The organism is Kitasatospora sp. NBC_01539 (assembly GCF_045040525.1).
Lineage (GTDB): Bacteria > Actinomycetota > Actinomycetes > Streptomycetales > Streptomycetaceae > Kitasatospora.
The window spans coordinates 4,308,229-4,333,234 of record NZ_CP109390.1; the positions used below are offsets into that span (position 1 = coordinate 4,308,229).

Sequence of the window (25,006 nt, forward strand, 5' to 3'; positions counted from 1 at the left end):
CCTGGTCACTCGTGGCGAAGGGCTTCGATCGGGCGCAGCGACGCGGCCCGGCCGGCGGGGTAGCTGCCGAAGAACAGTCCGATGGCCACGGCGATGCCGAACGCGCCGAGGACGGACTCCGGGATGATCACCGGCTTGATGCCGACGATCGAGAAGTGCGAGCCGATCATTCCGGCGGCGACGCCGAGGCCGGCGCCGATCACCGAGAGCAGGGTGGACTCGGTGAGGAACTGCCCGAGGATGACGCCGCGAGGGGCGCCGAGCGCCTTGCGGATGCCGATCTCCCGGGTCCGCTCGGCGACGGTGACGAGCATGATGTTGGTGATGCCGATGCCGCCGACCAGCAGCGAGATCGCGGCCACCGCGCCGAGCAGCACGGTGAACGTCTTGCTGGTGGACTCGCGGGCGGTGAGCAGCGACGCCTGGTTGCTGATCCGGAAGTCGACCTTGGTGGCGTCGGTGATGGCGTGCGTGCCCATCAGGATCCGGGTGATGTCGCTCTGCGCCTCGGTGGTGGACTCGGCCGAGGCGGCCTGCACCAGGATCTGGCTGACCGAGCCGAAGCCGGTGAAGGCGTTCTGCACGGTCGGCAGCGGGGCGATGACGACGTCGTCGGGGTCGTTGAATCCGGTGGAGCCCTTGGCGGCGAGCACGCCGACCACGGTGAAGGGGGTGCCGCCGATGACGATCCGCTTGCCGACCGGTTCCTCGGTGGCGAAGAGCTGGGTGGCGGTGGTGGAGCCGATCACCGCCACCTTGCGGGAGTTGAGCACGTCGTCGTTGGAGAAGTAGTCGCCGTCCTTCACCTTCTGGTTGGCGGTCTCGAAGTACGCCGGGTAGGTGCCGACGATCGAGCCCGGCTGGTACGAGATGTCGCCGTACAGCGCGGTGCCACTGGTGGTGACCACGGGTGCGACGGACTTGATCGTGGTGCTGTCGGCGTCCGTGGCGAGGGCCTTGGCGTCGGCGACGGTCAGGGCCTTCGCGCTGCCGGAGGAGCCGCGCAGGCTGCTGGAGGAGACGGTCAGCGAGTTGGTGCCGAGCGAGGTGATGGAGTCCTTCACCGCGGCGGACGAGCCGTTGCCGACCGCCAGCAGCAGGATCACCGAGGCGACGCCGATGAGGACGCCGAGCATCGTGAGCGCGGACCGCACCTTGTTGGCGGCCAGGCCGCCGACCGCGAAGCGGATCATCTGCCAGAAGATCATGCGCGCACCCCCACGGCGACGGCGGGCGGCGGGCCGCCCACCGGGGCCTGGCGGACGTCGTGCACGATCTCGCCGTCGACGAGCCGCACGACGCGCTTGGCGTGCCGGGCGACCTCGTCCTCGTGGGTGATCACGACGACCGTGCGGCCGGATGCGTTGAGGCCGTCGATGATGGCCAGCACCTCCTCGGTGGAGCGGGAGTCGAGGTTGCCGGTCGGCTCGTCGGCGAGCAGCATCGCGGGCGAGGTGACCAGGGCGCGGGCCACCGCGACACGCTGCTGCTGGCCGCCGGAGAGCTGGTTGGGCTTGTGCCCGGCCCGGTCGGCGAGGCCGACCAGGGCCAGGGCGGCGAGCGCGCGTCTGCGGCGCTCGGCGGACCGGACGCCGGCGTAGGCGAGCGGCAGCTCGACCTGGGCGAGCGCGGTGGTGCGCGGCACGAGGTTGAACGACTGGAAGACGAAGCCGATCTTTCGGTTGCGCACCAGCGACAGCTGACCCTCGTCGAGGTGGCCGACGTCGATGCCGTCGAGCAGGTAGCGGCCGGAGGTCGGCACGTCGAGGCAGCCGAGGATGTTCATGAGCGTGGACTTGCCGGAGCCCGAACTGCCCATCACCGCGACGTAGTCGCCCTCGTCGATGTCGATGCTGACCCCGAGCGGCGTACCGGTGCCCGGCGCGGACGGACCGCGCAGGGCGTGCACGGTGGCGTCGCCGTGGCCGTAGGACTTGGTGACCCGGCGGATCTGGATCACCGGGGGCTTCGTGGCGGTCATCAGCGCGTGCCGCCCCCCGTGCGGGCGCCGCCGCCGGTGCCGCCGGCCGCACCGCCGCCGAACCCTCCGGCCGCACCGCCCGTGCCACCGGCACCGGGGAAGTTGCCGCTCGGGAAGCCGTTGTTGGTGGTGGCGGTGGTGGTGGCCAGCTGCACCTTGTCGCCCTCGGCGAGGCCGTCGACGACCTGCACGGTGGTGTCGCCCTCGATGCCGACGGTCACGGTGATCCGCTCGCTGGTGCCGTCGTCGTGCACGACGGTGGCGGTGCGGCTGGTGCCGGTGCCCGACAGGGCGGCGGTCGGCACGGAGAGCGCGTTGTCGGCCTCGCCGACCGTCACGGAGATGGTGGCGCTCAGGCCGGTGCGCAGCTTGCTGGTGTCGCTGCTGATCCGCAGCACCGCGCCGTACTGGACGGCGGTGCTGTTGCCGCTCGACGAGCTGGGCAGCGAGCTGACCGACAGCACGGTGGCGTTGAGCTTGGTGTCGGACTGCGCGTTGAGCGTGACGGTCGCCGACTGGCCCTTCTTGAGCTTGAGCGAGTCGAGCTCGGAGAAGTTGGCGGTGACCTGCATGCCGGACGGGTTGGTGAGCACGACGAAGCCGCTGGGCGCGGAGGAGGTCGTGCTGCTGCCCGTGGTGCCGGTGCTGCTCGTCTTGCTGCTGCTGCCGGAGCCGCTGGTGGTACCGGTGCCGCTCACCGTGTCGCCGGTCTTCCCGCCGATCGAGGCGACGGTGCCGTCGGCCGAGGCGGTCAGGGTGGTACCGGCCAGGGCGGCCTCGGAGTTGGTGAGCGTGGTCTCGGCGGTGTCGACCTGCTGCTGGGCCTGGGCGACCTGCGCGGCGTCGACCTTGGTGGTCGTGGTCGTGGTGGTGGCGGGCGCGCTGCTGCCGGTCCGGCTGCCGGACGAGCCACCCGACGCGGAGCCGGACGACGCGGTGGTGGTCACCGTCTCGCCTGCCTTCGCCTTGGTGAGGTTGGCCTTGGCCGTGGTCAGGGCGGCCTCGGCGGCGTCGACGTCCTGCTGGGCCGCGGTGGTGTCGACGGTGGCGAGCACCTGGCCCTTCTTGACCGTGTCACCGACCTCGACCTTGACCGAGGTCACCTTGCCGCCGGTCACGAAGTCCTGACCGGAGTCGGAGGGGGAAGCCAGAGTGCCCGAACCGGACACCGTGGCCAGGACCGTGCCTTTCGCCACGGTCGCGGTCCGGGTACGAGCCGTGCTCGCGGCGGAGCTCGTTCCGGAATCCAGGGTGGTGTACGCCAGGGCGGCCCCGCCCAACAGGGCCACGCCGAGCGCAAAGTTGACGAGTACGGCACCACGCCGTCGCGGGAGCACCTTCATGGCGGACAGCTTCGCCCGGTGCTCTTGCACCTTCCTGGCCCCCGGCTGGGAGTCGGCTGAACCCAGCAATACGGACAATCCGCCCGTTCCGGGTCAGGAGGGGGGCTCCCGATACCTCGTTCTGATGAGCCGTTGATCAACCTCCCAGGGAGTTCCCAGGATTTACGGCCGCTTTCTGAATCTCGGCCCGCCCGGCGGGCGGCCCCGACCACCGCGGACCGCCGCAGGGGCCCGCCGCCGTCGCCGGCCGCGGGCCCCTGCTCGGGTCCGGGGGTCCTACAGCTCCTTGCGGAAGGCCTCGGCGGTCACCAGGAAGAGGTCGTTGCCCTCGGCCTCGCCGATCGACACGCGCACGCCCTCGCCGGGAAACGGCCGGACGACGACACCGGCGGCGGCGCACGCGGCGGCGAAGTCGAGGGTGCGCGCGCCCAGCCGCAGCCAGACGAAGTTGGCCTGCGAGTCGACGACCGTCCAGCCCTGGGCGCGGAGCCCGGCCAGCACCCGGCCACGCTCGGCGACCAGCGCCTCGACGCGCTCCAGCAGCGCCTCCTCGGCGCGCAGCGAGGCGACCGCCGCGTCCTGGGCGAGCTGGCTGACGCCGAAGGGCACGGCGGTCTTGCGCAGCGCGGAGGCCACCGGCTCGTGCGCGACGGCGAAGCCGACCCGCAGGCCGGCCAGGCCGTACGCCTTGGAGAAGGTGCGGAGCACGCAGACGTTCGGGCGGTCGCGGTAGAGGTCGATGCCGTTCGGCACCTCGGCGTCACGGATGAACTCGATGTACGCCTCGTCGACGACGACGAGCACGTCGGCGGGCACCGCGTCGAGGAAGCGCTCCAGCTCGGCGCCGTGGATGACCGCGCCGGTGGGGTTGTTCGGGTTGCAGACGAAGATCAGGCGGGTGCGGTCGGTGATCGCGGCGAGCATCGCGTCGAGGTCGTGCCGCTCGTCGGCGGTGAGCGGGACGGGCACCGGGGTGGCGCCGGCGACCTGCACGATGATCGGGTAGGCCTCGAAGGAGCGCCAGGCGAAGATCACCTCGTCGCCGGGGCCCGCCGCGGCGAGCACCAGGGACTGCGCGACGCCGACCGAGCCGGTGCCGGTGGCGATGTGCTCGGCCGGTACGCCGAACCGGCTGGCGAGCTCCTCGGTGAGGCCGGTGACGGCCATGTCCGGGTACCGGTTGAACGAGCCGGCGGCGGCGGTGGCCGCCTCCAGCACGCCGGGCAGCGGGGGGTACGGGTTCTCGTTGGAGGACAGCTTGTAGGAGTCGGCACCGGCCGGCTTGCCCGGCTTGTAGGTGGGGATGCCGTCCAGGGACGGCCTCAGCCGGGGTCCCTGCGCTGCGGTACCGCTCACGGTCGTTCTCCTTCTGTGCTGGGCCCCGGGGGTCTGCCCGGGTGGCGCGCCATGGGGCCCGGGGGTCGTGCGCCACCCGCGCGCCACCCCGGTCGGGTGCCCCGAACGATACCGACCGGGCTCACCCATGCGGGTGAGTTGCTCGTTCGGATGACAGATGCAGATCAGCCATTCTGCCGCGTTCCTACGGCACATGTCAGAGGTAACAGGCCCGAATCTGTGGCGACATCGAAGGAAGCGATCCCTGCAAGCTCTTGGAGAAACGTATCTTCACGGCGATGGCCTGCGCCGGTCACAGCCCCGGGCGGCGCGCCATACGATCGATCCGCCATGACAGCAGCAGCCAACCAGAGCGGTCGGCGACCCACCTCTCGGCGTCTGGAGCGGGCCGGCATCCGGGACGTGGCGGCAGCCGCCGGAGTGTCGATCACCACGGTCTCCGACGCCCTGAACGGAAAGGGCCGTCTTCCCGACGACACCAGAAGCCGGGTGCGCGAGGTCGCCGAGCGCCTGGGCTACCGCCCCTCAGCCGCGGCCCGCACCCTGCGCACCGGCCGCTCGGGCCTCATCGGCCTGACGGTCACCACCTACGGCGAGGAGCCCTTCACCTTCACCGAGTTCGCCTACTTCGCCGAGATGGCGCGGGCCGCCACCAGCGCGGCGCTCAGCCGCGGCTTCGCACTCGTCGTCCTGCCCGCCTCCTCCCGGCACGACGTCTGGGGCAACATCGCCCTCGACGGCACCGTCGTCATCGACCCACCCGACCAGGACCCCCTCGTCACCGAGCTCTACCGGTCCGGCGTGCCGGTCGTCAGCGACGGCAAGCCCGGCAACTGCCCCGTCACCGCCTGGGTCGACAACGACCACGAGGCGGCCGTCCTCGACATCCTCGACCACCTCTCCGAGGCCGGCGCCCGCCGCATCGGCCTGCTCACCGGCACCAGCACCGACACCTACACCCGGCTCTCCACCGACGCCTACCTCGGCTGGTGCGCCCGCGTCGGCCAGGACCCGGTGTACGAGACCTACCCCGCCCACGACCCCGCCGCCGGCGCCGTCGCCGCCGACCGGCTCCTCGCCCGCCCCGACCGCCCCGACGCGGTCTACGGACTCTTCGACCCCAACGGCACCGACCTGCTCGCCGCGGCCCGGCGCTACGGCCTGCGCGTCCCCGACGACCTGCTGCTCGTCTGCTGCAGCGAGAGCGACGTGTACGCCGGCACCGAACCCCCGATCACCACCCTCTCCCTCAAGCCCCGCAAGATCGGCACCACCGTGGTCAACCTCCTGATCGACGCCATCGAGGGAGTCGACCCCGGCGGCGGCACCGACACCAACCGGCTCTTCCCGCCCCGCTTCCGCACCGCCGGCACCGGCCCGCCGCCCGGCACCCTCATGCCCACCGAACTGTTCGTCCGGGCGTCCTCGCAACGCCGCAGCCCCCGCACCACGGTCAGCCCGCCCCGGACCCCCGGCGACGAGTAGCGGGAGCACCCCGCACGGTCACGGGGGCCGGACCACCACAGACCGGGTCGGACCGGACCCTCCGGCCCGGCCCGGTGACGCTCCGAAGGATTGGATGCCCACCAGGTGAGGACGCCGGGAGAGCGGGCTTCCTATGATGGTCGAATGACACCCGAGGACCGCTTCCCCGGGCCTGAACAGCCCCACTCAGGCCCCCGCCACCACCAGGACCTCGACGTGCTCCCGTACGGCTCCTACTACGAACCCGCGGAGCCCTCCGCCGGCTACGGCTACGACGAGACCTACAGCGGCTACGGCGGCGCCCACTACCTCGAACAGCACTGGCACGCCGCCGAACCGCAGGACCTCCCCGGCAGCGAGCCGACCGTGCAGCTCGGCACCCTCCGGCAGGACGCCCAGGACCTTCCCACCGGGGCCGACGCCCCCGCGCCGGCCGTCCAGCGCGAGGACCCGCCCACCATCGAGCTCGGCATCCCGCTGACCGAGACGGTCAACTTCCCGTACCCCCAGCCGGAACCCGGCGAGGCCCCCGGGCCCCTCTACGTCATCGGCGACGTCCACGGCTACCTCGACGAACTGCACGCCGCCCTCCGGCAGGCGTCCCTCATCGACGCCGACGGCCACTGGGCGGCCGGCCGCTCCCGGGTCTGGTTCCTCGGCGACTTCACCGACCGCGGCCCCGACGGCATCGGCGTCATCGACCTCGTCATGCAGCTCGCCGCCGAGGCCGCCGCCGCCGGCGGCTACTGCCGCGCCCTGATGGGCAACCACGAGCTGCTCTTCCTCGGCGCCGCCCGCTACGGCGACGAGCCCGTGCAGTCCACCGCCGGCACCGCCTCCTTCCTCGCCGCCTGGCGGCTCAACGGCGGCCAGCAGCACGACCTGGACCGCCTGGAGTCGCACCACGTCAGCTGGCTCTCCCGGCTGCCCGCCATGGCGCTGGAGGACGGCCACCTGCTGCTGCACTCCGACACGACCGCCTACCTCGAGTACGGCACCTCCATCGCCGACGTCAACGACGCCGTGCACCAGCTCCTCGCCGACGAGGGCGCCGACGAGTGGTGGGACTGCTTCCGCCGCTTCACCAAGCGCTTCGCCTTCCGCGGCGACACCGGCCCGGCCACCGTCCACGAGCTGCTCGCCGCCTTCGGCGGCTACCGCGTCGTCCACGGCCACAGCCCCATCCCGTACCTCACCGGCGCCGTGCACGCCGACGACGGCGCGCCCCCGCTCGTCCCCGGCCCGTACATCTACGCCGACGAGCTGGCCATCGCCATGGACGGCGGCGTCACCATGGAGGGCCGCCTCCTGATCGCCAGGCTGCCGCTCAACTGAGCCGCCCCGGGACGGCGTGCCGCCGGCTGCCCGCGCAGCCCGCCGCGCGGCCCGCCGTCCGACACGCCCCCCGCCTGACCCAGCGTCCACCGGACCTGACAGAGCGTCGAGAAACCGGCTGAACTGCCGCTGACCGCGCACTGACCCGACCCTGACGGTACGGAAAATCCGGAAAGCGACTGTCTGCGCATCGGTCCCCGCCCCTACCATCAAGGCACCGCGCGTCCGCCCGCCCGCCACCGGGCCGCCGCGCCCACACAAGTCCACCTCCGTGAAAAGCGGAACGGGGTCCCCATGACCGATGCCCCGCACCTGCTCGCCGAGGACCGCCCGGACTACGAGCGCATCCTCGACGAAGCACTGCGCGACACCACCATCCTCGACGCACTGCGCACACCCGAACACCACCTCAACGCCGAACAGCTGCGCACCAAGGCGATGCTCGCCGCGGACACCGTGGCCGCCGCGGCCGGCCCCGAGTACCGGCACTACCTCGGCCTCCGCGACGACCTCGCCCGCTCCGGCCGCCCCGACCGCGCCGCCGGCGGACTCGGCAGCGAGCTCTCCGGACGGCTCCGCGCCGACGAGGGCGCCGGGCTCTTCCCGGTGCTGACCGTGCTCGCCCCGATCCTGTCGTGGGCCGCCGCAGCCCTGCTGCTGCTCATCGGCTACCTGCTGCGGGCCGCCCGGCCCGCACTCCCCCTCGGCCGCAGCGTCGTCACCGCAGGCTGGGCCGCCATCGCCATCGGCATCGCCGCCATGGCGGTGGGCATCGTCGGCCTGCTCCTCACCGCCCTGCGGGACAGCTCCGCCGGCCCGGCCGGACAGGACCCGCAGCTCGCCGCCGACGTCGCCGAGGCACGCCGCGCCTGGCACACCGCCCTGCTCGAACGCGCCCTGCTGCCCTACCTGCACGCCAACCTCGGCTCCGACCCGGCGCTCTCCACCCACCCCGCCGGACGGCCCGTACCGCCCGAGATGCTCAGCCCCGGCTACAGCCGGCCCGGCTACAGCAGCGCGAGCTTCACCAGCCCCGGCGTGGAGGGCCTCACCGACCCCGAGGGCCGGGAGCCCCGCACCGCCGAGTTCACCGGCCCCGGCTACACGGCGCCCGGCTTCACCGGACCGGACGAGGTCTGAGACCCGTCCGGCCGGACCCGCCACGCCCCGGAGCGGACCGGAGAGCCGAGGAGGACCGGACCCGGACGGGGCCGGCCGGCCGGTCCGTCAGCCGCGCACCGACACGTTCACCCCGACGGGCGGAGATCCTGACCCGAGCGGACCATCCTCACGGGAGGGGCCGCGGATCGGCCCGCCCACCGGCCCATCATCCCGGGCATGGAGACCCCGCAGCGGACCCCCCGGACCACCCGGACCACCTCCGCCTCCCGGGCCGCGACGGTACTCGCCGCCACCCTGGTGATCACCGCGTTCGTCCTGCCCGTCGACAGCGTTCGCACCGCGACCGCCGGGCCGGACGCACCGCCCTGCCCCGCACCCGCCGTCGCCGGCCACCGCGGCGCACCGCGCACCGCCCCCGAGAACACCATGGCCGCCTTCCGCGCCGCCCTCGACGGCGGAGCGGACTGGCTGGAGACCGACGTCCGCACCACCCGCGACGGCGTCCCCGTCCTCATGCACGACGACACCGTCGACCGCGTCACCGACGGCCACGGCGGCGTCGCCGACCTGACGTACGAGCAGATCGCCTCACTGCGGGTCACCGCCGGGCCCGGCCCCGCGCAGCCCGTGCCCACCCTGCAGGAGCTGCTCGACACCCTGGCCGGCACCGGCACCCGCCTGCTCATGGAGATCAAGGAGCAGCGCGACCCCGAGGACGCCGCCCGGATCGCCCGCACCGCCGCCGCGAGCGGCGCGGACGTCGTGCTCTACTCCTTCTTCCCCGACCACCTCCGCGAGGCCCACCGCGCCGCGCCCGGACTGCCCGTCGTCCTGCTGCAGGGCCGCTTCCTCGCCCGGGAACCGGACGGCCTACGGCTCGACGGCATCGCCCTCGACGAACCCCTCGCCACCGCCGACCGGATCGCCGCCGAGCACGCCGCCGGGCACCAGGTCTACGTGTGGACGCTCGACGACGACACCGCCTGGCGCACCATGGCCGACCGCCACGCCGACGCCCTCGTCACCGACACCCCCGCCGACGCCCGCCGGTGGGCCGACCGGCAGTGCGGCCGGACACCGTGACAGGGCGCCGTGACAGGGCGTCGGGGGGCCCACCCGGCGGCACCGCCCGGCGTCAGTGCAGGATGCCCGCCGCCCGGGCCGCCTTCAGCCACTGCGGGAACTCGGTGAGCAGCCGGTCGTACAGCTCCGGGTCCGAGAGCACCTCGATGTCGTCCACCGCGAAGAAGCCCACGTTGTCGACCCGGCGCCCCGGCAGCGTGTCGAACCGCTCCAGCACGCCGTAGTCGGACTGCCCCAGCCCGACGAACTGCCAGAACACCGGCTCCTCGACGGCCTCCCGCAGCTCCCGCTCGATCTCCGCGTTGCGGTACACCCCGCCGTCCGAGAAGAAGAGCACCAGCGTCGGCACGGGCGCCGGGTACGCCCGCACGTACGCGCGGACCTCCGCGATGACCCGCTGCTCCTCGTTCTGGATGCCGACCATCCGCATGTCCACCTGGCCCGGCAGCAGCCCCTTGCGGGGCTTCTTCGGCCGGCCGAACAGCGAGATCTCCCCCACCCGGACGTGCACCTGCAGCCACTCCAGCAGGCCCCCGAGCACGAGGTCCGGCAGCCGGGCCGGGTACGAGGCGAACGTCCAGGCGGGCATCGGCCGGTCCTCGCCGAGCTGCGCGGCCACCGCGGCCATCCGCTCCACCACGCCCGACACGGTGCCCTTGCGGTACAGGCCCGCCATGGAGCCCGACGCGTCCAGCACCAGCACCACCCGGGCCGCGACACCCGCCGCACCGTGCTTCGCCAGGCTCACCGCCACCTGCTGCTTGCGCAGCGACAGCCGCTTGCCCATGTCGACCGGCAGCGACGGCACGGGGATCCCGGCCGGCGGCGTGCCCTGGTACGGCCCGGGATGCCCCACGGGCGGAACCCCGGGCGGGGTCACCGGAGGCACGTACGGCGGGGCCGCCGCGTCGGCGCCACCGGGAGGACCGGACGGCGGCATCCGCAGGTGCACGGTCGACGGCGGGGGCGGCGGTGTCGGCGAGGGCTCGGCCGCCGGGCCGGGCGGCGTGGTCGGGGCAGGACCGGGCGGTGCGGCCGGTGCGGGAGGCATCCGCAGGTGCACGGTCGACGGCGGGGGCTCGGTGGCTGCGGGGAGCGCGGGAGGGAGCACCCAGTCGGGCTCGGCGGGCTCGGCCGCGGCAGGCGCGACCGGGGCAGGCACGACCGGGGCAGGCACGACCGCGGCGGGGGCGGGAGCAGCCGGCGCAGGCGCGGCATCGGCGGGCGCGGCGGCCTCGACCGGTTCGACGGCGCCGAAGTCCGCGGTCAGGCCGGCCCAGCCCGTCGCGTAGCCCTGGCCCACCGCACGGAAGCGCCACTGGCCGGCCCTGCGGTAGAGCTCGCCGCCGACGAGGGCGGTCTCCGTGGTCGCGGCGATGGCGAACTCTGCGACGGGCGCGCCGTCCCGGGCATCGGTCAGGAGGAGTTCCAGACCGCCGAGGCCGCCGAACGTCCCGCCCTCGGCCGTGGCGCAGAGGAGCACCCGGTCGGTCTCCGGCGAGAGCGCGGCGAGCCGCACCTCGACGGGCCCGTCGGGCCGGGTCTCCACCGGCTCCGCGGCGTGCTGCGGCTGCGGGCCGCCGACGACACCGTCGGCCCGTACCCGGCCGTCCGGGCCGACCAGCAGGGCCCACACGTGCACCCGGGGCGCACCCGGGCCGCCGGACCAGCCGAACACCGCCCGCACGGAGTCCGCGGCGACCGGCAGATTGGCACCCTTGCCCAGAGATTTCGACGTCACACGGACAGTCTGCCAAGCCCCGCGGCCGGACGGCAGCCCCGCCCGGCCCCCGGGGGGCACCGCCGGGTCGGGGCGGGGCGGTGCGGAGCCGTGTCAGGCGAGGTCGGGCAGGGCCAGCCACTCCTTCCAGGACAGGTCGTGGCCGATGAGGCAGGGGCGTTCGAAGGGCCAGTCCTCGGCGATCCACCGCGGCACGAGCACGTCGAGCGCCGCCTCCAGCGGGGTGCCGACCCGCTCGTCCACCACCCACCAGGAGATGTCGGCGTCGAAGCCCGCCTTGCGCGGCGGGTCGATGTACACGCAACCCAGCAGGGCCGTCCCGGCGTCGTCGAGGAGCGCGTAGTTGAACGACTCGTGCGCCACCATCTCCTCGGCGTGCCGCACCAGGTCGGCCCGGTCGGCCTCGACCGTCAGCGTCGCCGAGGGCCAGCCCCAGGCCTCGCCGTAGATCGACCAGAGGCGCTCGCGCGAGCCCATCACGGCCGGGTGGTCGAGCTCGGTGTCGTCCCCCGTGATGGGCCGCAGGTGATGACCGTCGGGCAGCACGACACGGAGAGGGTGCACGAAGTCGTCCGGAAGCCAGGTCATGCGCCGGAGGTTAATCCACACCCACCGCTCCCGCACCGGGATATGCCCGCACCCGCCCGCACCCGCGCCGGGCCCGGGCGGCCGGCCTCCCCGGGCCGGGCCGCCCGGGCCCGCGTGCCGTGGAGCCGGCGGCCCGGCGGTCAGGCGCGGGCGCGCGTGTTCGTCCCGTTCAGGCAGAGCGCGATGTTGCGTACCGCGGCGGTGAGTTCCTCGATCACCCGGGCGGCCTGCTCCGCGTCGTGGAAGGCCGGGCGGTCGGCCATGGCGAGGTCGAGGGCTCCCGTGAGACGGAGCACCGCGTCGATGTCCTCCGCGGGGGCCGAGGAGGCGAAGGACTGCACGGGAGCCACGGAAGGCTGCTGATGAACGATCTGAGCCGGCTGGGCGGCCTGGGCCTGGTGGGCGGAGGGCTGCTGGTGGGCAGCCTGCTGCTGGTGGGCGACCGGGGCGGCCGGCTGCTGGTGGGTGACTGACTGCTGGTGGGCGGAAGGCTGCTGGTGGGCGGCCTGCACCTGGTGGGCGGCCTGGGCGGCCGGCTGCTGGTGGGTGACTGACTGCTGATGGGCGGCCTGGGCCTGGTGGGTGGAAGGCTGCTGGTGGGCGGCCTGCACCTGGTGGGCGACCTGGGCGGCCGGCTGCTGGTGGGCGGAAGGCTGCTGGAACTCCGGCAGCATGACGGTGGTGACCGGCGGAAGATTCCCATGGGGTGCCGGGAACATCGCGTGCGTCGCGGGGGAGAAACCGTTCGGCACCGAAAGATCCTGGGTCGGCTGCGCGTGATCCGATGCGAGTCTCGTCCGCGGCAGCGTGAAGTTCTCCCCGTCCGGGAAAAACAGGTCGGGAGACGACTGGGGATTGCGCGCGGTGTACTCGGACCGCCACTGCATGCGGTAGCAGTCGACCTGGTCGGCGCAGGCGGTCCGGGCGTGGAAGACGGCACTTCCGTAGCCCAGGTCGGGATACCAGAGGTTCGGTCCGGGAAAACGCACCGTGCGCACCCGGGGCCTGATCAGTTCCGCACAGCCCATGCAGCAGCCGGGCGGGACGATGAGGCCGATGCCCCCGTTGTGCTCGGCTTTCCGGGGACCGCCGTTCCAGCGGTACTCCCCGTTGTGGCAGGGCGGCAGCTCGCCGCAGGTGCGGCAGACGGCGTAGTGCTCCGGGAGGACCTGCCAGTCGTGGCTGGCCGGTGCGCACCAGTGTTTCGGCGCGGAACGGGGAAAGTTCTCGTTCCGCAGGACAAGGATCATGGGCCGTTTGTAGAAGTCGGCCCGGTCGGGCTGCAGCAACCCCGCTGCCCCGCCCGAACTGTAGAGATTCTCGGAGTGCCTCCACAGCTCGGTGTGCTCGTTCCAGGCTTTCCGGTAGGCCTCGGGCCACTCGCGGTCGGGGTGCTCGTGGATCTCCAGAATCTGCCATGGCTGCCGGTCCAGGACGACGGTCCGACCTGCTTCCAGGTGAATATGAGTTCCGTCGTTGTTGCGCTCGGGCCAATCGATACGGCCGATGCGGACAGGCTGATCGGGGAGCCATTCACGAGCATGCATGACTCACGCTCCTCGACATCGTGACAACCGTGGTCATCACTTGGATAGTTCCTGACATTCTGAAGCATTTCGGGCGGCCGACTACTCTGACACGCGCGCGGAGCGGCTGTGGACGCCATACAGCCCAATGCCCATCGGACTTCCGCCACCGGAGGGCCATCCCCGGACACACCAGGGCACGGGGACAGCACAGTTCGGAACCAGTGAATCGGATGATCCGTCAAGTAGTCGTGCAGGTAACCAGATGAGCAACCGACACCGGGGAGGTTTCGGGCCGAACCGCCGTCCACCCGGAGCATCGGCGGCCATCCGGAACGGGCATCACCTCGCGCGGTTCCGTCCGGGCCCCACCGCCGGACACCCGGCTCCGGCCTGTCGGCGGACGGAACGAACTATCCGCTCCCGCCCGGTCCGAGAGCCGGAGGACCCGGCCGACGAGCGGAAGGACGACACGGCGGGAAGTGATACGCCCGCACGACACGGACATCGGCGACAGGTCCACCGGGCAGCGACCCGCGCTCTTCCGGGAGCTCTCATCGAGCGGAGATTCAGCCCGGAGCCGCCAGGCCCGTGCCCGCTCCCGGGCAGGTGCCGACCTGGCCGGCGCGACGGGCCGGACGGCACCAGCCCTCAGTACGGAAGCAGAACCGCGGTGTCGAGCGTGAAGCCGAAGGGCTCGGGGATGTGCACGGTCTCCCCGAAGGCGGCGTCCTCCCTCATCCGGTAGCGACCGCCCTCGGGCTCCCGGAAGAGGGTGACGGTCTTCTGCGAGGCATCCACCAGGAGGTAGAGCGGGATCTGCATCACCGGGTAGTCACGGAGCTTGCCGACCCGGTCGTTCTCCGGATTCGACGGCGAGACGATCTCGACGGCGACGAGGGCCGGCTCGGCCGGAACCGAGTTCGCCGTACTGGCCATGGCGCCCTCCGGGAGATACGTCAGATCCGGGATCCGCAGTTTCGCTGCCTGAGGGGACGCGAGGTCCATGTTCCCCGTGGAGAGGTAACCGGCCGGAGCGTGCGCCTCGAACTGCCGGCGGACGACGGAGAGGTTCCGCTCGTGGACGGCCGAGGGCGACGCCTGCACGATGATGACGTCACCCGAGAGTTCGATCTTGAAGTTGGACGGGGTGAACCGGCGGAATTCCTCCATCAGGGCGAGATGGTCGGGGTTCATCCGTCCTCCAGGAGTGCGAACCCGCATCACGCTACCGGTTTGCCGTCAGGGCGCAGCGGTACCCGTGAAGCGCGGACGCGCATGCGGGAGCCGCCGCACCGGGAAGACCTTCCCGCCCCCGGTGCGGCGCCTCTGCGGGCCGTGTCGTCAGTCCGCGAGCGGCAGGTAGACCCGGTTGCCGTGGGCCGCGAACTCCTCGGACTTGGCCTGCATGCCGGCCAGGGCGTCCGCGTCGACGGCCGGGGCGACGGCGGTGGAGCCGTCGCCGTGCTCGTCGCGGATCTTCTGGGAGATCTTCATCGAGCAGAACTTCGGCCCGCACATCGAGCAGAAGTGCGCGGTCTTCGCCGGCTCGGCGGGGAGCGTCTCGTCGTGGAAGGCGCGGGCGGTCTCCGGGTCGAGGGCCAGGTTGAACTGGTCCTCCCAGCGGAACTCGAACCGGGCGTCGGAGAGGGCGTCGTCCCAGGCCTGGGCGCCGGGGTGGCCCTTCGCCAGGTCGGCGGCGTGCGCGGCGATCTTGTACGTGATGACGCCGGTCTTCACGTCGTCGCGGTTCGGCAGGCCGAGGTGCTCCTTCGGCGTGACGTAGCAGAGCATCGCCGTGCCCCACCAGGCGATCATGGCGGCGCCGATGCCGGAGGTGATGTGGTCGTAGCCGGGGGCGACGTCCGTGGTGAGCGGGCCGAGCGTGTAGAAGGGAGCCTCGTCGCAGATCTCCTTCTGCAGCTCCATGTTCTCCCTGATCTTGTGCATCGGGACGTGGCCCGGGCCCTCGATCATCACCTGGACGTCGCGCGCGCGGGCGACCCGGCCGAGCTCGCCGAGGGTCTGCAGTTCGGCGAACTGGGCCTCGTCGTTGGCGTCCGCGATGGAGCCGGGCCGCAGGCCGTCACCGAGCGAGAAGGTGACGTCGTACGCGGCGAGGATGTCGCAGAGTTCCTCGAAGTTCGTGTAGAGGAAGTTCTCCTCGTGGTGGGCGAGGCACCAGGCGGCCATGATCGAGCCGCCGCGCGAGACGATGCCGGTCTTGCGGCGGGCGGTCATCGGCACGTACCGCAGCAGCACGCCGGCGTGCACGGTCATGTAGTCGACGCCCTGCTCGCACTGCTCGACGACCGTGTCGCGGTAGACGGCCCAACTGAGCTCCTCGGCACGGCCGTCGACCTTCTCCAGGGCCTGGTAGAGCGGCACGGTGCCGATCGGCACGGGGGAGTTCCGCAGGATCCACTCGCGGGTGGTGTGGATGTTGCGGCCGGTGGAGAGGTCCATGACGGTGTCGGCGCCCCAGCGGGTGGCCCACGTCATCTTCTCCACCTCCTCCTCGATGGAGGAGGTGACGGCGGAGTTGCCGATGTTGGCGTTGATCTTCACCAGGAAGTTGGTGCCGATGATCGCCGGCTCGACCTCCGGGTGGTTGACGTTCACCGGGATGACGGCCCGCCCGCGGGCGACCTCGTCGCGCACGAACTCCGGCGCCAGGCCCTCCCGCAGGGCCACGAACTCCATCTCCGGGGTGACCGTCCCCCGCTTCGCGTAGGCGAGCTGGGTGACGGCGGCTCCGTGACGGCCGCGCAGCGGGCGGCGCGGCCGGCCGGGGAAGACCGCGTCGAGGTTGCGCAGGTTGCCGCCGCGCGGCGCGGTGTGCTTGATGCCGTCGTCCTCGGGGCGCGCCTCGCGGCCGTCGTACTCCTCGACGTCACCGCGCCGGCGGATCCACGGGTCGCGCAGGGCGGGCAGGCCGCGCCGCACGTCGGAGGTGTGGCCGGGGTCGGTGTACGGGCCGGAGGTGTCGTACAGCGGCACGCTGCGGCCGTCGGTGAGGACGACCTCGCGGTACGGCACCTGCAGGTCGGGGCTGCTGCCCTGGTGGTAGGCCTTGCGCCAGGCCGGGGTCGGATAGCCGGTGGACGTGCTGTCGGCCGTCCGGCCGGAGGCAGACGTCGGCTGTGCTTCGAACGTGGTCATGAGACCTCTTACTCCCTACGCCGGCATTACCCGGTCAGGTTCCTGCGGTCGGCGCAGCGGTCGGTTCGCACACCTGCGAACCCTTCAGCGCCCTCTCAGCCCGGTGCTCCGAGCTCCCGTTGGTTGCGGACGGGCGTCCGCAACAAGACGTCAACACCGTAGCGGGCGGCCCGGGACCGGTCCAGACGGGTTCCGGCCAGTGGGCCGGGGGAGCACACTGTCGGCATGGTGGGCAGCACGGGCCGGGTGACCGGCAGGGTCGGGACGGGGCTGGTCGGCGAGGTGCTGGTGCACGTCGCGGAACGGCAGGGCACGGAGGCGTTCCTCGCGTACCCGGCGGTGCCGGGCGAGGGTTTCGCGCCGGGTACGCCGGTGCTGGTGGTCGAGTACCAGCCGCCGCGGACGGTGTACGTGGCGGCGCTTTGACGGAATCTTGACGCGTTCGTGGGCGGATCGAGGGCCGCAGGCTCTTCCGCGGAGATCACGGCAGGCGCAGAATCTCCTGCTGCCGCCGGCTTCCGCGCCTTCCTGCACACCAGAGCGCAGCCACGGGACGCCGGCGTGCCCTGAAGGGGGAATCAGCCGATGCTCATCGGCATCGCCGGGGCCGTCGTGGCCTCGATCATCGTCCTGATCGTGCTGTTCAAGCTCATGTGGCGGGTCGCCGAGCCGAACGAGGCACTGATCATCTCCGGTTCGAAGCACCGGTCCGAGGGGGTCGCGGAGGGACTCGGATTCCGGATCGTCACCGGGCGCGGCACGCTGGTGACGCCGGGCGTCCAGGTCGTCCGCAGGCTCTCGCTCGATCTCAACGAGGCCGACCTGGACGTGGAGTGCGTGACGTCGCAGGGGATCCCGGTGCACGTGAAGGGCGTGGTGATCTTCAAGGTGGGCGACGACCCGGTGTCGATCGCCAACGCCGCGCGCCGCTTCCTCGACCAGCAGAAGATGATGGGCCACCGGGTGCACAACGTCTTCGCCGGTCATCTCCGCTCCATCGTCGGCGGGTTGACGGTCGAGGACATGATCCGCGACCGCGAGCGGATGACCGGGGAGACCCGGGCCGCGTCGGGCAGCGAGATGGAGAAGCTCGGCCTGATCATCGACTCGCTGCAGATCCAGGAGATCCTGGACCCGACCGGCTACATCCGGAACCTCGCCGCACCGCACGCGGCCGCCGTGCAGCGCGACGCCCGGATCGCCGCCGCCGAGGCGGACCGGCGGGCCACGGAGGCCGAGCAGGAGGCGTTCGCCCGCAAGGCCGAGGCCACCCGCAACTCCGGCATCCAGCAGGCCGGGTACCAGGCCGAGCTGGAGACGGCGACGGCCCGCGCGATGCAGGCCGGTCCGCTGGCGCAGGCCGCCTCCCGGCAGGAGGTGGTCGTGCAGGAGACGAAGGTCGCCGAGCTGGAGGCGCACCGCAAGGAGCAGCAGCTCCAGGCGGACGTCCGCAAGCCGGCCGACGCCCGCGCGTACGAGACGCGGACGAAGGCGCAGGCCGACCGCGACGCCCGGATCTCCGCGGCGGAGGCGCTGGCCCGGGAGACCGAGCTGAACGCGACGGCGGAGGCGAACCGGGTGAAGGTCGCGGCCACCGCGGACGCGGAGGCGACCCGGGCCCGCGGCCTCGCGTCGGCGGAGGCCACCAAGGCGACCGGCCTGGCCGAGGCGGCGGCGGCAGAGGCGAAGGGTCTGGCGGCCGCCGAGGCGGCGCGGGCCCTGGGCCTCGCCGAGGCGGAGGCGATCAAGGCGCGGGCGGCGGCCCTGGCGGAGAACCAGGAGGCGGTGGTCGCGCAGCAGTTGGCCGAGAACTGGCCGGAGATCGTGCGGGCCGGCGCGGAGGCGTTCGGCAACGTCGAGCACATGGTGCTGCTGAACGGCGCCGAGGGCATGGGCGACGTGTTCGCGAAGGCCCTGGCCATGGGCGGCACCGGTCTCGGCCTGGCGCGGCAGCTGCTCTCGGCGATGGGCCCGCAGCAGGGCCCGGACGGGACGGCGGCCGGACCGTCCGCGCACCCTGCGGCGGGGCAGCCGGTCCCGGTGCGGATCCCGGTGCAGGACGGCGCCGCGGGCTGAGCCCGGAACGCCGGACGCCCGTCCACCGCCGGTGCGGTGGACGGGCGTCCGGTCCCCGGGGGCCCGGTGCGGTCACGCCTCCTCGGCGACGACCAGCTCGGCCATGCGGCTCGCGAAGACGTTGCCGACGAGGACGCCGAGGGCGATCGCCGCGCCCAGGAGGACCGTGCCGAGCCAGACCATCGTCTCCACCGGCAGCGTGTAGGCGCCGACGACCTTGGCCGCGCACTCGGCGACCAGCACGGTGCCCCAGGTGAGCGTGAAGTTCCGCTCGTGGCGGCGGAATTCCGCCGATCCGGCGGCGAGCCGCTGCCAGGCGGCCTCGCGGGCGGCGCGGCCCTTCACGACGAACGGCCGCAGGCCCGCCGTCATCAGGGGCTTCCCCGCGAGCACCGAGACGATCATCGAGCCGCCGATGACGCTGCTGAGCGCGCCGTCCTTGGCGATCATCAGCCGCGGGTCGCCGGCGACCGCGGAGAGGGCGATGCCGACGACGTTGACCACCAGCACGACCAGGGCGAAGGTGTTGACGTGGCGGTCCCGCAGCAGCCCGGCGGCGGTCCGGACGGCCGGCACCGCACTGCCCAGGGTCAGCGAGGCGGCCAGGCCGAGGCCGGCGAGGCCGTGGGCCGCGTAGTACACGGCGATCGGCACGGCGACGTCGATCGCGAGCGGCTTCAGCGCCGCGGCCCTCGACTCGCCCTGCTCCGCCGTCGCGCTCGTGGTGATGACCGCCATGGTGTCCGCTCCCCGTCCGGTGGTGCCCGCCGCCGGGGCTGCCCCGGTGCTACGAGAATCCCGTGCCGGGCGGGTGCACCGGCAGTGCCGTCAGCACCGGGAACCGCATGACGGATGTCACGGCCGCGGCCCGCACCCGGTCACCGGCCGGGGCGCCCGCACGGCTGAGTACGGGTACTCAAGCCCGGGACGGCCCCGCACCGGCAGCATGGCGGGCATGAACCTCCCATCCCCGAGAGTGGGTATCACCGCGGTCGGCGCCGGGCTGCCCGCCCGTGTGCTGACGTCGCAGGAGTTGCAGGACGAGGTGGTCGCCGGCAGCGGACTCCGCCTGCCGGAGCGGATGTTCGAGAAGGCGACCGGCATCGCGACCCGCCGTTTCGCCGCGGAGGGCGAGTACGCGTCGACGCTGGCCCTGGCGGCGGCCCGCCGGGCGCTCGACGCCGCGGGCCACGACCCGCTCGACATCGACCTGCTGGTGTACGCCTCGGCGACCCGGGACGTCTGCGAGCCCGCCACCGCGCACCTCGTGCAGGCCGGACTCGGCTCCCGTGCGCACGCGTTCGACGTCTCCAACGCCTGCAACAGCTTCCTCAACGGCATCGACGTGGCGCGGGCGATGATCCTCGCCGGCCGGGCCCGGCGGGCGCTCGTCGTCACCGGCGAGACTCCGAGCCGGGCGATGCGCCGGGACCCGTCCGGCCTCGCGGACTTCCGGGACGGCTTCGCCGGGTACACCTTCGGCGACGCCGGCGCGGCGGTGGTCGTCGAGCCGGTCCCGCGCGGCGGCATCCTCGACGTGGAGACCGAGACCGCGTCCGAGCACTGGGCGGTCGGCGGCATACCGGGCGGCGGGTCCCGGCACCCGCGCGGCGACGAGTACAGCTACTTCCGCGGCGGCGGCAAGGAGTTGCGCGGTGTCTTCGAGAAGATCGGCGGCGACATCCTGACCCGGGTCGCCGCCCGCACCGGCTTCGGCTGGGACGCGTACGCCCGGGTGCTGGTGCACCAGGTGACGCTGCCGTACCTGGAGCGGTTCGTCGAACTGACCGGGGTGCCGGCGGAGAAGCTCGTGCTGACGGTGCCGGAGCTCGGCAACGTCGCCAGCGCCACCCTCGGCGTGCAGCTCGACCGCGTGCACGGCGAACTCGCCTCCGGGGACCGGGTGCTCATGGTCGGACTCGGCGGCGGCGTCAGCCTCATGACCATGGTGTGGGAGGTGCCGTGACCGCCCTGTGGGTGATCGTGCCCGCCTACCGCGAGGAGGCCAGGATCGGCGGCACCCTGCGGGCCCTCGCCGCGCAGCAGGACACCGACTTCACCCTGCTGGTCGTCGACAACGGCTCCGACGACCGCACCGCCGGGATCGCCCGGGAGTTCGCCGCCGGGGCGCCGTTCCCCGTCGAGGTGCTGGTCGAGCCGGAGAAGGGCGTCGGCTGCGCCGTCGACACCGGCTTCCGGCACGCCATCGCGCACGGCGCCGCCCTCCTCGCCCGCACGGACGCCGACTGCCTGCCGGAGCCCGGCTGGACGGCCGCCGCCCGCGCCGGGCTGCTCGCCTCCGGCGGGCTCGTCTGCGGGCACATCACGGCCCGCACCGACGAGCACGGGCCCGTCGGCCGCCGGCTGTTCCGCGGCCTCGTGGTGACCGGCGCGTTCTTCGGCCGCATCAGGCCCGCCCACCGCCGCTGGCACGGCTACCTCACCCCGTACCGCATGCACGCGGGCAACAACATGGCGATCACCGCCGAGCTGTACGAGGCCGTCGGCGGCATGCCGCGCCGCCCGTCGCCGACCGACCGCACCTTCGTCAACCGGGTGCGCCGCCGCACCACCGCCATCGTGCGGCGCCGCGACATGGTGGTGCAGAACTCCACCCGCCGCATCCGCGCGTACGGTGTCGTCGGCACCGCCCGCTGGTACCTGGACCGCGGCGCGGGCGGCCGCGGCGTCGACCCCCGATGACGGAGCGAACCGTGCTCGACCACCTCACCCGCGTCCTCCGCGACGGCGCCGACCGGCCCGCCGTACTCGGCTGCACCCGCGGCGGCGCCGTCCGCGTGCGCGCCCGCAGCGGCGACCTCGCCGGCCTCGCCGACACCTACGCGGCGGCCCTGCACCACGGCCACGGACTCACCGCGGGCGACACCCTCGGCGTCGCCGTGCGCCCCGGCCCGCGCGCCCTCGCCCTGATGCTGGCCGCACACCGGCTGGGCCTGCGGGCCGCCGTCCTCGACCCGTCCGCCGGACCCGACGTGCTGCTCGCCCGGCTCCGGCTCGCCCGCCCGGCGCTGGTCGTCGCCGACGCCGCCGCCCAGGCCGTCGCCGGCTGGGCCCGCCGGATCGCCCGCCGCGCCGACCTCGCCCTGCCCCGGCTGGACGCCCTCGGCCCGGTCGCCACCGCCGGCCCGCGCCGCCCCGGCTGCGCGCCCGCGCTGCGCACCCCCGGCGGCCGCCCGCCCGCCCCCTACGACGGCGACGGCGACGCGGTGATCGTCTTCACCTCCGGCACCACCTCCGCGCCCCGCGCCGTCGTGCACACCCGGGCCGGACTCGCCGCCGGCCTGCGCGCCGTCGACGGCCTGGTGCGCCCGCAGGCCGGACAGGCCGTGCTGGGCGGCACGTTCTTCGTCCTCGTGCCGTCGCTGGCCGCGGGTGCCACCGTCGCCCTGCCCGCCCGCACGCCCGCGGTGCTCGGCCGGCAGATCCGCCGCCTCGCGCCGTCCGAGACCTATCTGACGCCGCCGCAGCTGCGCTCCGTCGACCACTTCACCGGCCGCGTCTGGACGGGCTCCGCGCCCGCCTCCGCCGAGTTGCTGCGCCGCGTCAAGCGCGCGGGCGCCACCGAGGCGTGGGGCGTGTACGCGCTGACCGAGCTCTTCCCCGCGGCGGCCGTCGAGGAGGCCGACAAGTCCGCGTTCGACGGCGACGGCGACCTCCTCGGCCACCCACTGCCCGGGGTCCGCACCCGGCTCACCGACGACGGCGAACTCCTGCTCGCCGGCCCCGCCGCCCGCGACCGCTACCTCGGCGACCACCCCGACCCGTGGGTGCGCACCGGCGACCGCGCCGCACTCACCCCGGACGGACGGATCGTGCTCGCCGGCCGCTGCAAGGACATGGTGCTGCGGCGGGCCGAGAACATCTACCCCGGCCTGTACGAACCCGCCCTCCACCTGCCCGGCGTCGAACTCGCCGTGCTCGTCGGCGTGCCCGCGGGCGACGGCGACGAGCGGCTCGTCGCCCTCGTGCAGCCCCGCCGCGGCACCGACCGGCAGCGGCTGCGCGCCGACCTGGAACGCCCGCTGGCCCGCATGGGCGGCGCCCGTCCCGACGCCGTGCTGCTCGGCGAGGTCCCGCTGGCCGGCCGCTCCCGCAAGCCCGACCGGGCCGCCGCCGCCCGCCTCTGCGCCCGGGAGCTCGCCCGATGACCGGCACCGTCGACGGCACCGCCCGCACCCACCGCCGGGCCCGCCGGCTCGACCGGCGGGTCTACCTGCGCAGCCACCCGGTGCTGTTCGCCCTGCTCGCCGCCACCCGCCGACGGCCCGTCGTCCGGCTCGGCCGGACCGTCCTCGTGCACGGCCCCGAGGCGTACCGCGAGGTGCTCACCCGGGTGCCGCTCGACCGCACCGCCGAGGGCACCACCGGCGGCGCCGCCGCCCGGCGCACCGACGGCGGCCTGCTCTTCGACCAGGACGGCGGCGCCCACCGCACCGCCCGCCGCGACGTCACCGAGCTGCTCGGCGCGCACGGCACCGCACGGCTCGGACCGGTGTGGCAGGCCGTCCTCGACCGGCACCTCACCGAACTCCCCGGCACGATCGACCTGGTGGACGTCGTCCGGGAGGTCGCCGGGGTCACCGCCGCCGCACTGACCGGCAGCACCGCCGACCCCGTCGCCCTCGCCCGGGCCTGCAGCGCCGCCGCCGCCGAGGCCGCCCGCGAGCACCTCCCCGGCCTGCCCCGACGGGCCTCCACGGCGGCCGCCGACCACCTCAACTCCCTGCTGCCGCAGGCCCGGGACGCGATGCTCGCGGTCGCCGCGGTGAACACCACGCTCGCCGCCCTCCCCCGCGCCGCCGCCTGGTGCGCCCGGGCCGGCCTGTGGCACCAGGTCTCCCCCGAACTCACCGCCGAGCTGCTCCGGTTGACCGCGGCCTCGCCGATCCTGCCGCGGGTCGCGGCCGCCGACGCCACCGCCGCCGGCTGCCCGGTCGGCCGCGGCGACCGGCTCGTGCTCGTCGCCCGGCACGCCGCCGGCGCCCATCGCACCGCGCCCGCCGGGCCGCAGGCCGCGCAGGCGGTCTTCGGCGCCGGACCGCACGCCTGCCCGGGCGCGCCGCTGGCACGTGCCCAGCTCACCGGCCTGCTGACCGCCCTGGCCCCGCACCGGCCGGTCGTCGTGCGGGCCAGGGCCGACCGCCGCGCCGCCCTGCCCGGCTACGCCTCCCTGCTCGTACGGAAGGGCTGACCCGCATGCTCCGGATCGCCGTCACCGGTGCGAGCGGCTTCTGCGGCTCCCACCTGGCCCGTACGGCCGCCGCCCGCGGCGCCGAGGTGCTGTGCCTCGGCCGCCGCCCCGGCCCGACCGGCACGCACGTGCCGTGGGACGCCGCCGCGCACCCTCCCGACCTGCGCGGGGCGGACCTCGTCGTGCACTGCGCCGCCGCCGTCGGCGACCACCCGCCCGGCTCTCCCGCGGAGGCCGGGCAGCGCGCCGTCAACGTCGACGGCACCGCCCGACTGCTGGAGGCCGCCGCCGGGCGGCCGGTCGTGTTCGTCTCCAGCGCCAGCGTCTACGACCCGCGCGCCGACCGCTCGCTCGTGACCGAGGACCACGCCACCGCCGACGGGCACCGCAACGCCTACGGCCGCACGAAGGCCGCCGCCGACCGGCTCGCCCTCGCCGCGGGCGCCGTCGTGCTCCGGCCGCGCGCCGTGTACGGGCCCGGCGACCCGCACCTGCTGCCGCGCCTGCTGGAGCGCGTCCGCGGCGGCCTCCTGCTGCTGCCGGGCGCCGACGTGCCGCTCAGCCTGACGGCGGTGCAGAACCTCGCCGACGCCTGCCTCGCCGCCGCCGACTGGCCGCCCGGCGCGTACAACATCACCGACGCGGCACCGTACCGGCGTGATGCGGCGGTACGGGCCGTACTCGCCGCGCACGGCGTCCGTGTCCGGATCGGCCATGTGCCGGTCGGCCTGGCCGAGTTCGCCGCCCGACGGCGCCTGGTGCCGGGCCTGACCCCGTACGCCGTCGACCAGCTCGCCCGGCCGGTCGTACTCGACACCGCCAGGGCCCGCGCCCTGGGCTGGAATCCGGCGTACGGACTGACCGGGGGCGGGGGGACATTCGACGCCATCGGGGACATGTCCGTGCACAACTGACCGTGCGGGGAAGGATTCCGGCCACCCCGGCGCGGGCCGTCCGGGTGCGGAGCAGTACGGTGCTGCCCGCACCGATCGAATC

At 74.0% G+C, this 25,006-nt stretch carries 21 protein-coding genes and 1 riboswitch; of the genes, 11 read left to right on the top strand and 10 right to left on the bottom strand.

Annotated features, from left to right (window positions below; genetic code table 11):
* Window positions 1-5: 5 nt before the first annotated feature.
* The 4 genes from OG335_RS18575 to hisC form a co-directional block, all read right to left on the bottom strand.
* Window positions 6-1,208, bottom strand: coding sequence for an ABC transporter permease (locus OG335_RS18575; protein WP_405012236.1), 1,203 nt, complete (start codon window positions 1,206-1,208; stop codon window positions 6-8).
* A complete protein-coding gene (locus OG335_RS18580) occupies window positions 1,205-1,981 on the bottom strand; it encodes an ABC transporter ATP-binding protein (RefSeq protein WP_405012237.1) in 777 nt (258 codons plus the stop codon). Before OG335_RS18580 ends, OG335_RS18575 begins: the two co-directional genes overlap by 4 nt.
* Window positions 1,981-3,324, bottom strand: coding sequence for an efflux RND transporter periplasmic adaptor subunit (locus OG335_RS18585; RefSeq protein WP_405012238.1), 1,344 nt, complete (start codon window positions 3,322-3,324; stop codon window positions 1,981-1,983). Before OG335_RS18585 ends, OG335_RS18580 begins: the two co-directional genes overlap by 1 nt.
* Window positions 3,325-3,600: 276 nt before the next feature.
* Window positions 3,601-4,680: a histidinol-phosphate transaminase gene (gene hisC / locus OG335_RS18590; RefSeq protein WP_405012239.1), complete on the bottom strand. Its 1,080-nt coding sequence runs from the start codon at window positions 4,678-4,680 to the stop codon at window positions 3,601-3,603.
* A 330-nt stretch (window positions 4,681-5,010) separates the two neighbouring features.
* On the opposite strand from hisC, the gene OG335_RS18595 reads away from it, so the two are divergent.
* From OG335_RS18595 to OG335_RS18610, 4 genes are all read left to right on the top strand, one after another.
* The gene (locus OG335_RS18595; RefSeq protein WP_405012240.1) at window positions 5,011-6,165 is read left to right on the top strand and encodes a LacI family DNA-binding transcriptional regulator; all 1,155 of its coding nucleotides are present in this window, start codon (window positions 5,011-5,013) and stop codon (window positions 6,163-6,165) included.
* Between the two features lie 144 nt (window positions 6,166-6,309).
* On the top strand, window positions 6,310-7,500 hold the full coding sequence (locus OG335_RS18600; RefSeq protein ID WP_405012241.1) for a metallophosphoesterase: 1,191 nt from the start codon (window positions 6,310-6,312) through the stop codon (window positions 7,498-7,500).
* Window positions 7,501-7,794: 294 nt separating this feature from the next.
* Window positions 7,795-8,640, top strand: a complete 846-nt coding sequence (locus OG335_RS18605; protein WP_405012242.1) for a hypothetical protein — start codon at window positions 7,795-7,797, stop codon at window positions 8,638-8,640.
* A 198-nt stretch (window positions 8,641-8,838) separates the two neighbouring features.
* Window positions 8,839-9,705: a glycerophosphodiester phosphodiesterase gene (locus tag OG335_RS18610; RefSeq protein WP_405012243.1), complete on the top strand. Its 867-nt coding sequence runs from the start codon at window positions 8,839-8,841 to the stop codon at window positions 9,703-9,705.
* Window positions 9,706-9,757: 52 nt separating this feature from the next.
* Here the strand turns inward: OG335_RS18610 and OG335_RS18615 are convergent, their stop codons facing one another.
* The 5 genes from OG335_RS18615 to thiC all read right to left on the bottom strand — a co-directional run bounded on the left by OG335_RS18615 (window position 9,758) and on the right by thiC (window position 16,722).
* Complete coding sequence (locus OG335_RS18615; protein WP_405012244.1) at window positions 9,758-11,446, bottom strand: vWA domain-containing protein; 1,689 nt, start codon at window positions 11,444-11,446, stop codon at window positions 9,758-9,760.
* Between the two features lie 93 nt (window positions 11,447-11,539).
* Window positions 11,540-12,034 (bottom strand): N-acetyltransferase, encoded by a 495-nt coding sequence (locus tag OG335_RS18620; protein ID WP_405012245.1) that lies wholly within the window; start codon window positions 12,032-12,034, stop codon window positions 11,540-11,542.
* 140 nt (window positions 12,035-12,174) lie between these two features.
* Window positions 12,175-13,581, bottom strand: coding sequence for a hypothetical protein (locus OG335_RS18625; protein WP_405012246.1), 1,407 nt, complete (start codon window positions 13,579-13,581; stop codon window positions 12,175-12,177).
* A gap of 630 nt (window positions 13,582-14,211) precedes the next feature.
* Complete coding sequence (locus tag OG335_RS18630; RefSeq protein ID WP_405012247.1) at window positions 14,212-14,757, bottom strand: Uma2 family endonuclease; 546 nt, start codon at window positions 14,755-14,757, stop codon at window positions 14,212-14,214.
* 147 nt (window positions 14,758-14,904) lie between these two features.
* Window positions 14,905-16,722 (bottom strand): phosphomethylpyrimidine synthase ThiC, encoded by a 1,818-nt coding sequence (gene thiC / locus OG335_RS18635; RefSeq protein ID WP_405012248.1) that lies wholly within the window; start codon window positions 16,720-16,722, stop codon window positions 14,905-14,907.
* Window positions 16,718-16,850, bottom strand: a riboswitch (TPP riboswitch). (Overlaps the previous gene by 5 nt.)
* Before the next feature lie 97 nt (window positions 16,851-16,947).
* Between thiC and OG335_RS18640 the strand changes: the two genes are divergently transcribed.
* Window positions 16,948-17,148, top strand: a complete 201-nt coding sequence (locus OG335_RS18640) for a hypothetical protein (RefSeq protein WP_405012249.1) — start codon at window positions 16,948-16,950, stop codon at window positions 17,146-17,148.
* A 159-nt stretch (window positions 17,149-17,307) separates the two neighbouring features.
* The gene (locus OG335_RS18645; RefSeq protein WP_405012250.1) at window positions 17,308-18,798 is read left to right on the top strand and encodes a flotillin family protein; all 1,491 of its coding nucleotides are present in this window, start codon (window positions 17,308-17,310) and stop codon (window positions 18,796-18,798) included.
* A 72-nt stretch (window positions 18,799-18,870) separates the two neighbouring features.
* On the opposite strand, the gene OG335_RS18650 is transcribed toward OG335_RS18645, so the two are convergent.
* Entirely contained in the window at window positions 18,871-19,536 is a 666-nt protein-coding gene (locus OG335_RS18650) for a VC0807 family protein (RefSeq protein ID WP_405012251.1), read from the bottom strand.
* A gap of 217 nt (window positions 19,537-19,753) precedes the next feature.
* Here OG335_RS18650 and OG335_RS18655 point away from each other — a divergent pair, with 217 nt between their 5' ends.
* From OG335_RS18655 to OG335_RS18675, 5 genes are read left to right on the top strand one after another with little or no spacing between them, the layout of a single operon-like run.
* Entirely contained in the window at window positions 19,754-20,764 is a 1,011-nt protein-coding gene (locus OG335_RS18655; protein ID WP_405012252.1) for a 3-oxoacyl-ACP synthase III family protein, read from the top strand.
* A complete protein-coding gene (locus tag OG335_RS18660) occupies window positions 20,761-21,501 on the top strand; it encodes a glycosyltransferase (protein ID WP_405012253.1) in 741 nt (246 codons plus the stop codon). The genes OG335_RS18655 and OG335_RS18660 overlap by 4 nt, the downstream gene beginning before the upstream one ends.
* Window positions 21,498-22,967, top strand: coding sequence for a class I adenylate-forming enzyme family protein (locus OG335_RS18665; RefSeq protein WP_405012254.1), 1,470 nt, complete (start codon window positions 21,498-21,500; stop codon window positions 22,965-22,967). Before OG335_RS18660 ends, OG335_RS18665 begins: the two co-directional genes overlap by 4 nt.
* Window positions 22,964-24,010, top strand: a complete 1,047-nt coding sequence (locus OG335_RS18670; protein WP_405012255.1) for a cytochrome P450 — start codon at window positions 22,964-22,966, stop codon at window positions 24,008-24,010. Before OG335_RS18665 ends, OG335_RS18670 begins: the two co-directional genes overlap by 4 nt.
* A 5-nt stretch (window positions 24,011-24,015) precedes the next feature.
* Window positions 24,016-24,924, top strand: coding sequence for an NAD-dependent epimerase/dehydratase family protein (locus OG335_RS18675; RefSeq protein ID WP_405012256.1), 909 nt, complete (start codon window positions 24,016-24,018; stop codon window positions 24,922-24,924).
* Window positions 24,925-25,006 lie beyond the last annotated feature (82 nt).

What these genes read in the sequence shown, in the direction of transcription:
- OG335_RS18575 (WP_405012236.1), bottom strand. Translation starts at nt 1,208, where the DNA reads ATGATCTTCTGGCAGATGATCCGCTTCGCGGTCGGCGGCCTGGCCGCC.
- OG335_RS18580 (WP_405012237.1), bottom strand. Translation starts at nt 1,981, where the DNA reads ATGACCGCCACGAAGCCCCCGGTGATCCAGATCCGCCGGGTCACCAAG.
- OG335_RS18585 (WP_405012238.1), bottom strand. Translation starts at nt 3,324, where the DNA reads ATGAAGGTGCTCCCGCGACGGCGTGGTGCCGTACTCGTCAACTTTGCG.
- OG335_RS18595 (WP_405012240.1), top strand. Translation starts at nt 5,011, where the DNA reads ATGACAGCAGCAGCCAACCAGAGCGGTCGGCGACCCACCTCTCGGCGT.
- OG335_RS18600 (WP_405012241.1), top strand. Translation starts at nt 6,310, where the DNA reads ATGACACCCGAGGACCGCTTCCCCGGGCCTGAACAGCCCCACTCAGGC.
- OG335_RS18605 (WP_405012242.1), top strand. Translation starts at nt 7,795, where the DNA reads ATGACCGATGCCCCGCACCTGCTCGCCGAGGACCGCCCGGACTACGAG.
- OG335_RS18610 (WP_405012243.1), top strand. Translation starts at nt 8,839, where the DNA reads ATGGAGACCCCGCAGCGGACCCCCCGGACCACCCGGACCACCTCCGCC.
- OG335_RS18620 (WP_405012245.1), bottom strand. Translation starts at nt 12,034, where the DNA reads ATGACCTGGCTTCCGGACGACTTCGTGCACCCTCTCCGTGTCGTGCTG.
- OG335_RS18625 (WP_405012246.1), bottom strand. Translation starts at nt 13,581, where the DNA reads ATGCATGCTCGTGAATGGCTCCCCGATCAGCCTGTCCGCATCGGCCGT.
- OG335_RS18630 (WP_405012247.1), bottom strand. Translation starts at nt 14,757, where the DNA reads ATGAACCCCGACCATCTCGCCCTGATGGAGGAATTCCGCCGGTTCACC.
- thiC (WP_405012248.1), bottom strand. Translation starts at nt 16,722, where the DNA reads ATGACCACGTTCGAAGCACAGCCGACGTCTGCCTCCGGCCGGACGGCC.
- OG335_RS18640 (WP_405012249.1), top strand. Translation starts at nt 16,948, where the DNA reads ATGGTGGGCAGCACGGGCCGGGTGACCGGCAGGGTCGGGACGGGGCTG.
- OG335_RS18645 (WP_405012250.1), top strand. Translation starts at nt 17,308, where the DNA reads ATGCTCATCGGCATCGCCGGGGCCGTCGTGGCCTCGATCATCGTCCTG.
- OG335_RS18650 (WP_405012251.1), bottom strand. Translation starts at nt 19,536, where the DNA reads ATGGCGGTCATCACCACGAGCGCGACGGCGGAGCAGGGCGAGTCGAGG.
- OG335_RS18655 (WP_405012252.1), top strand. Translation starts at nt 19,754, where the DNA reads ATGAACCTCCCATCCCCGAGAGTGGGTATCACCGCGGTCGGCGCCGGG.
- OG335_RS18665 (WP_405012254.1), top strand. Translation starts at nt 21,498, where the DNA reads ATGACGGAGCGAACCGTGCTCGACCACCTCACCCGCGTCCTCCGCGAC.
- OG335_RS18670 (WP_405012255.1), top strand. Translation starts at nt 22,964, where the DNA reads ATGACCGGCACCGTCGACGGCACCGCCCGCACCCACCGCCGGGCCCGC.
- OG335_RS18675 (WP_405012256.1), top strand. Translation starts at nt 24,016, where the DNA reads ATGCTCCGGATCGCCGTCACCGGTGCGAGCGGCTTCTGCGGCTCCCAC.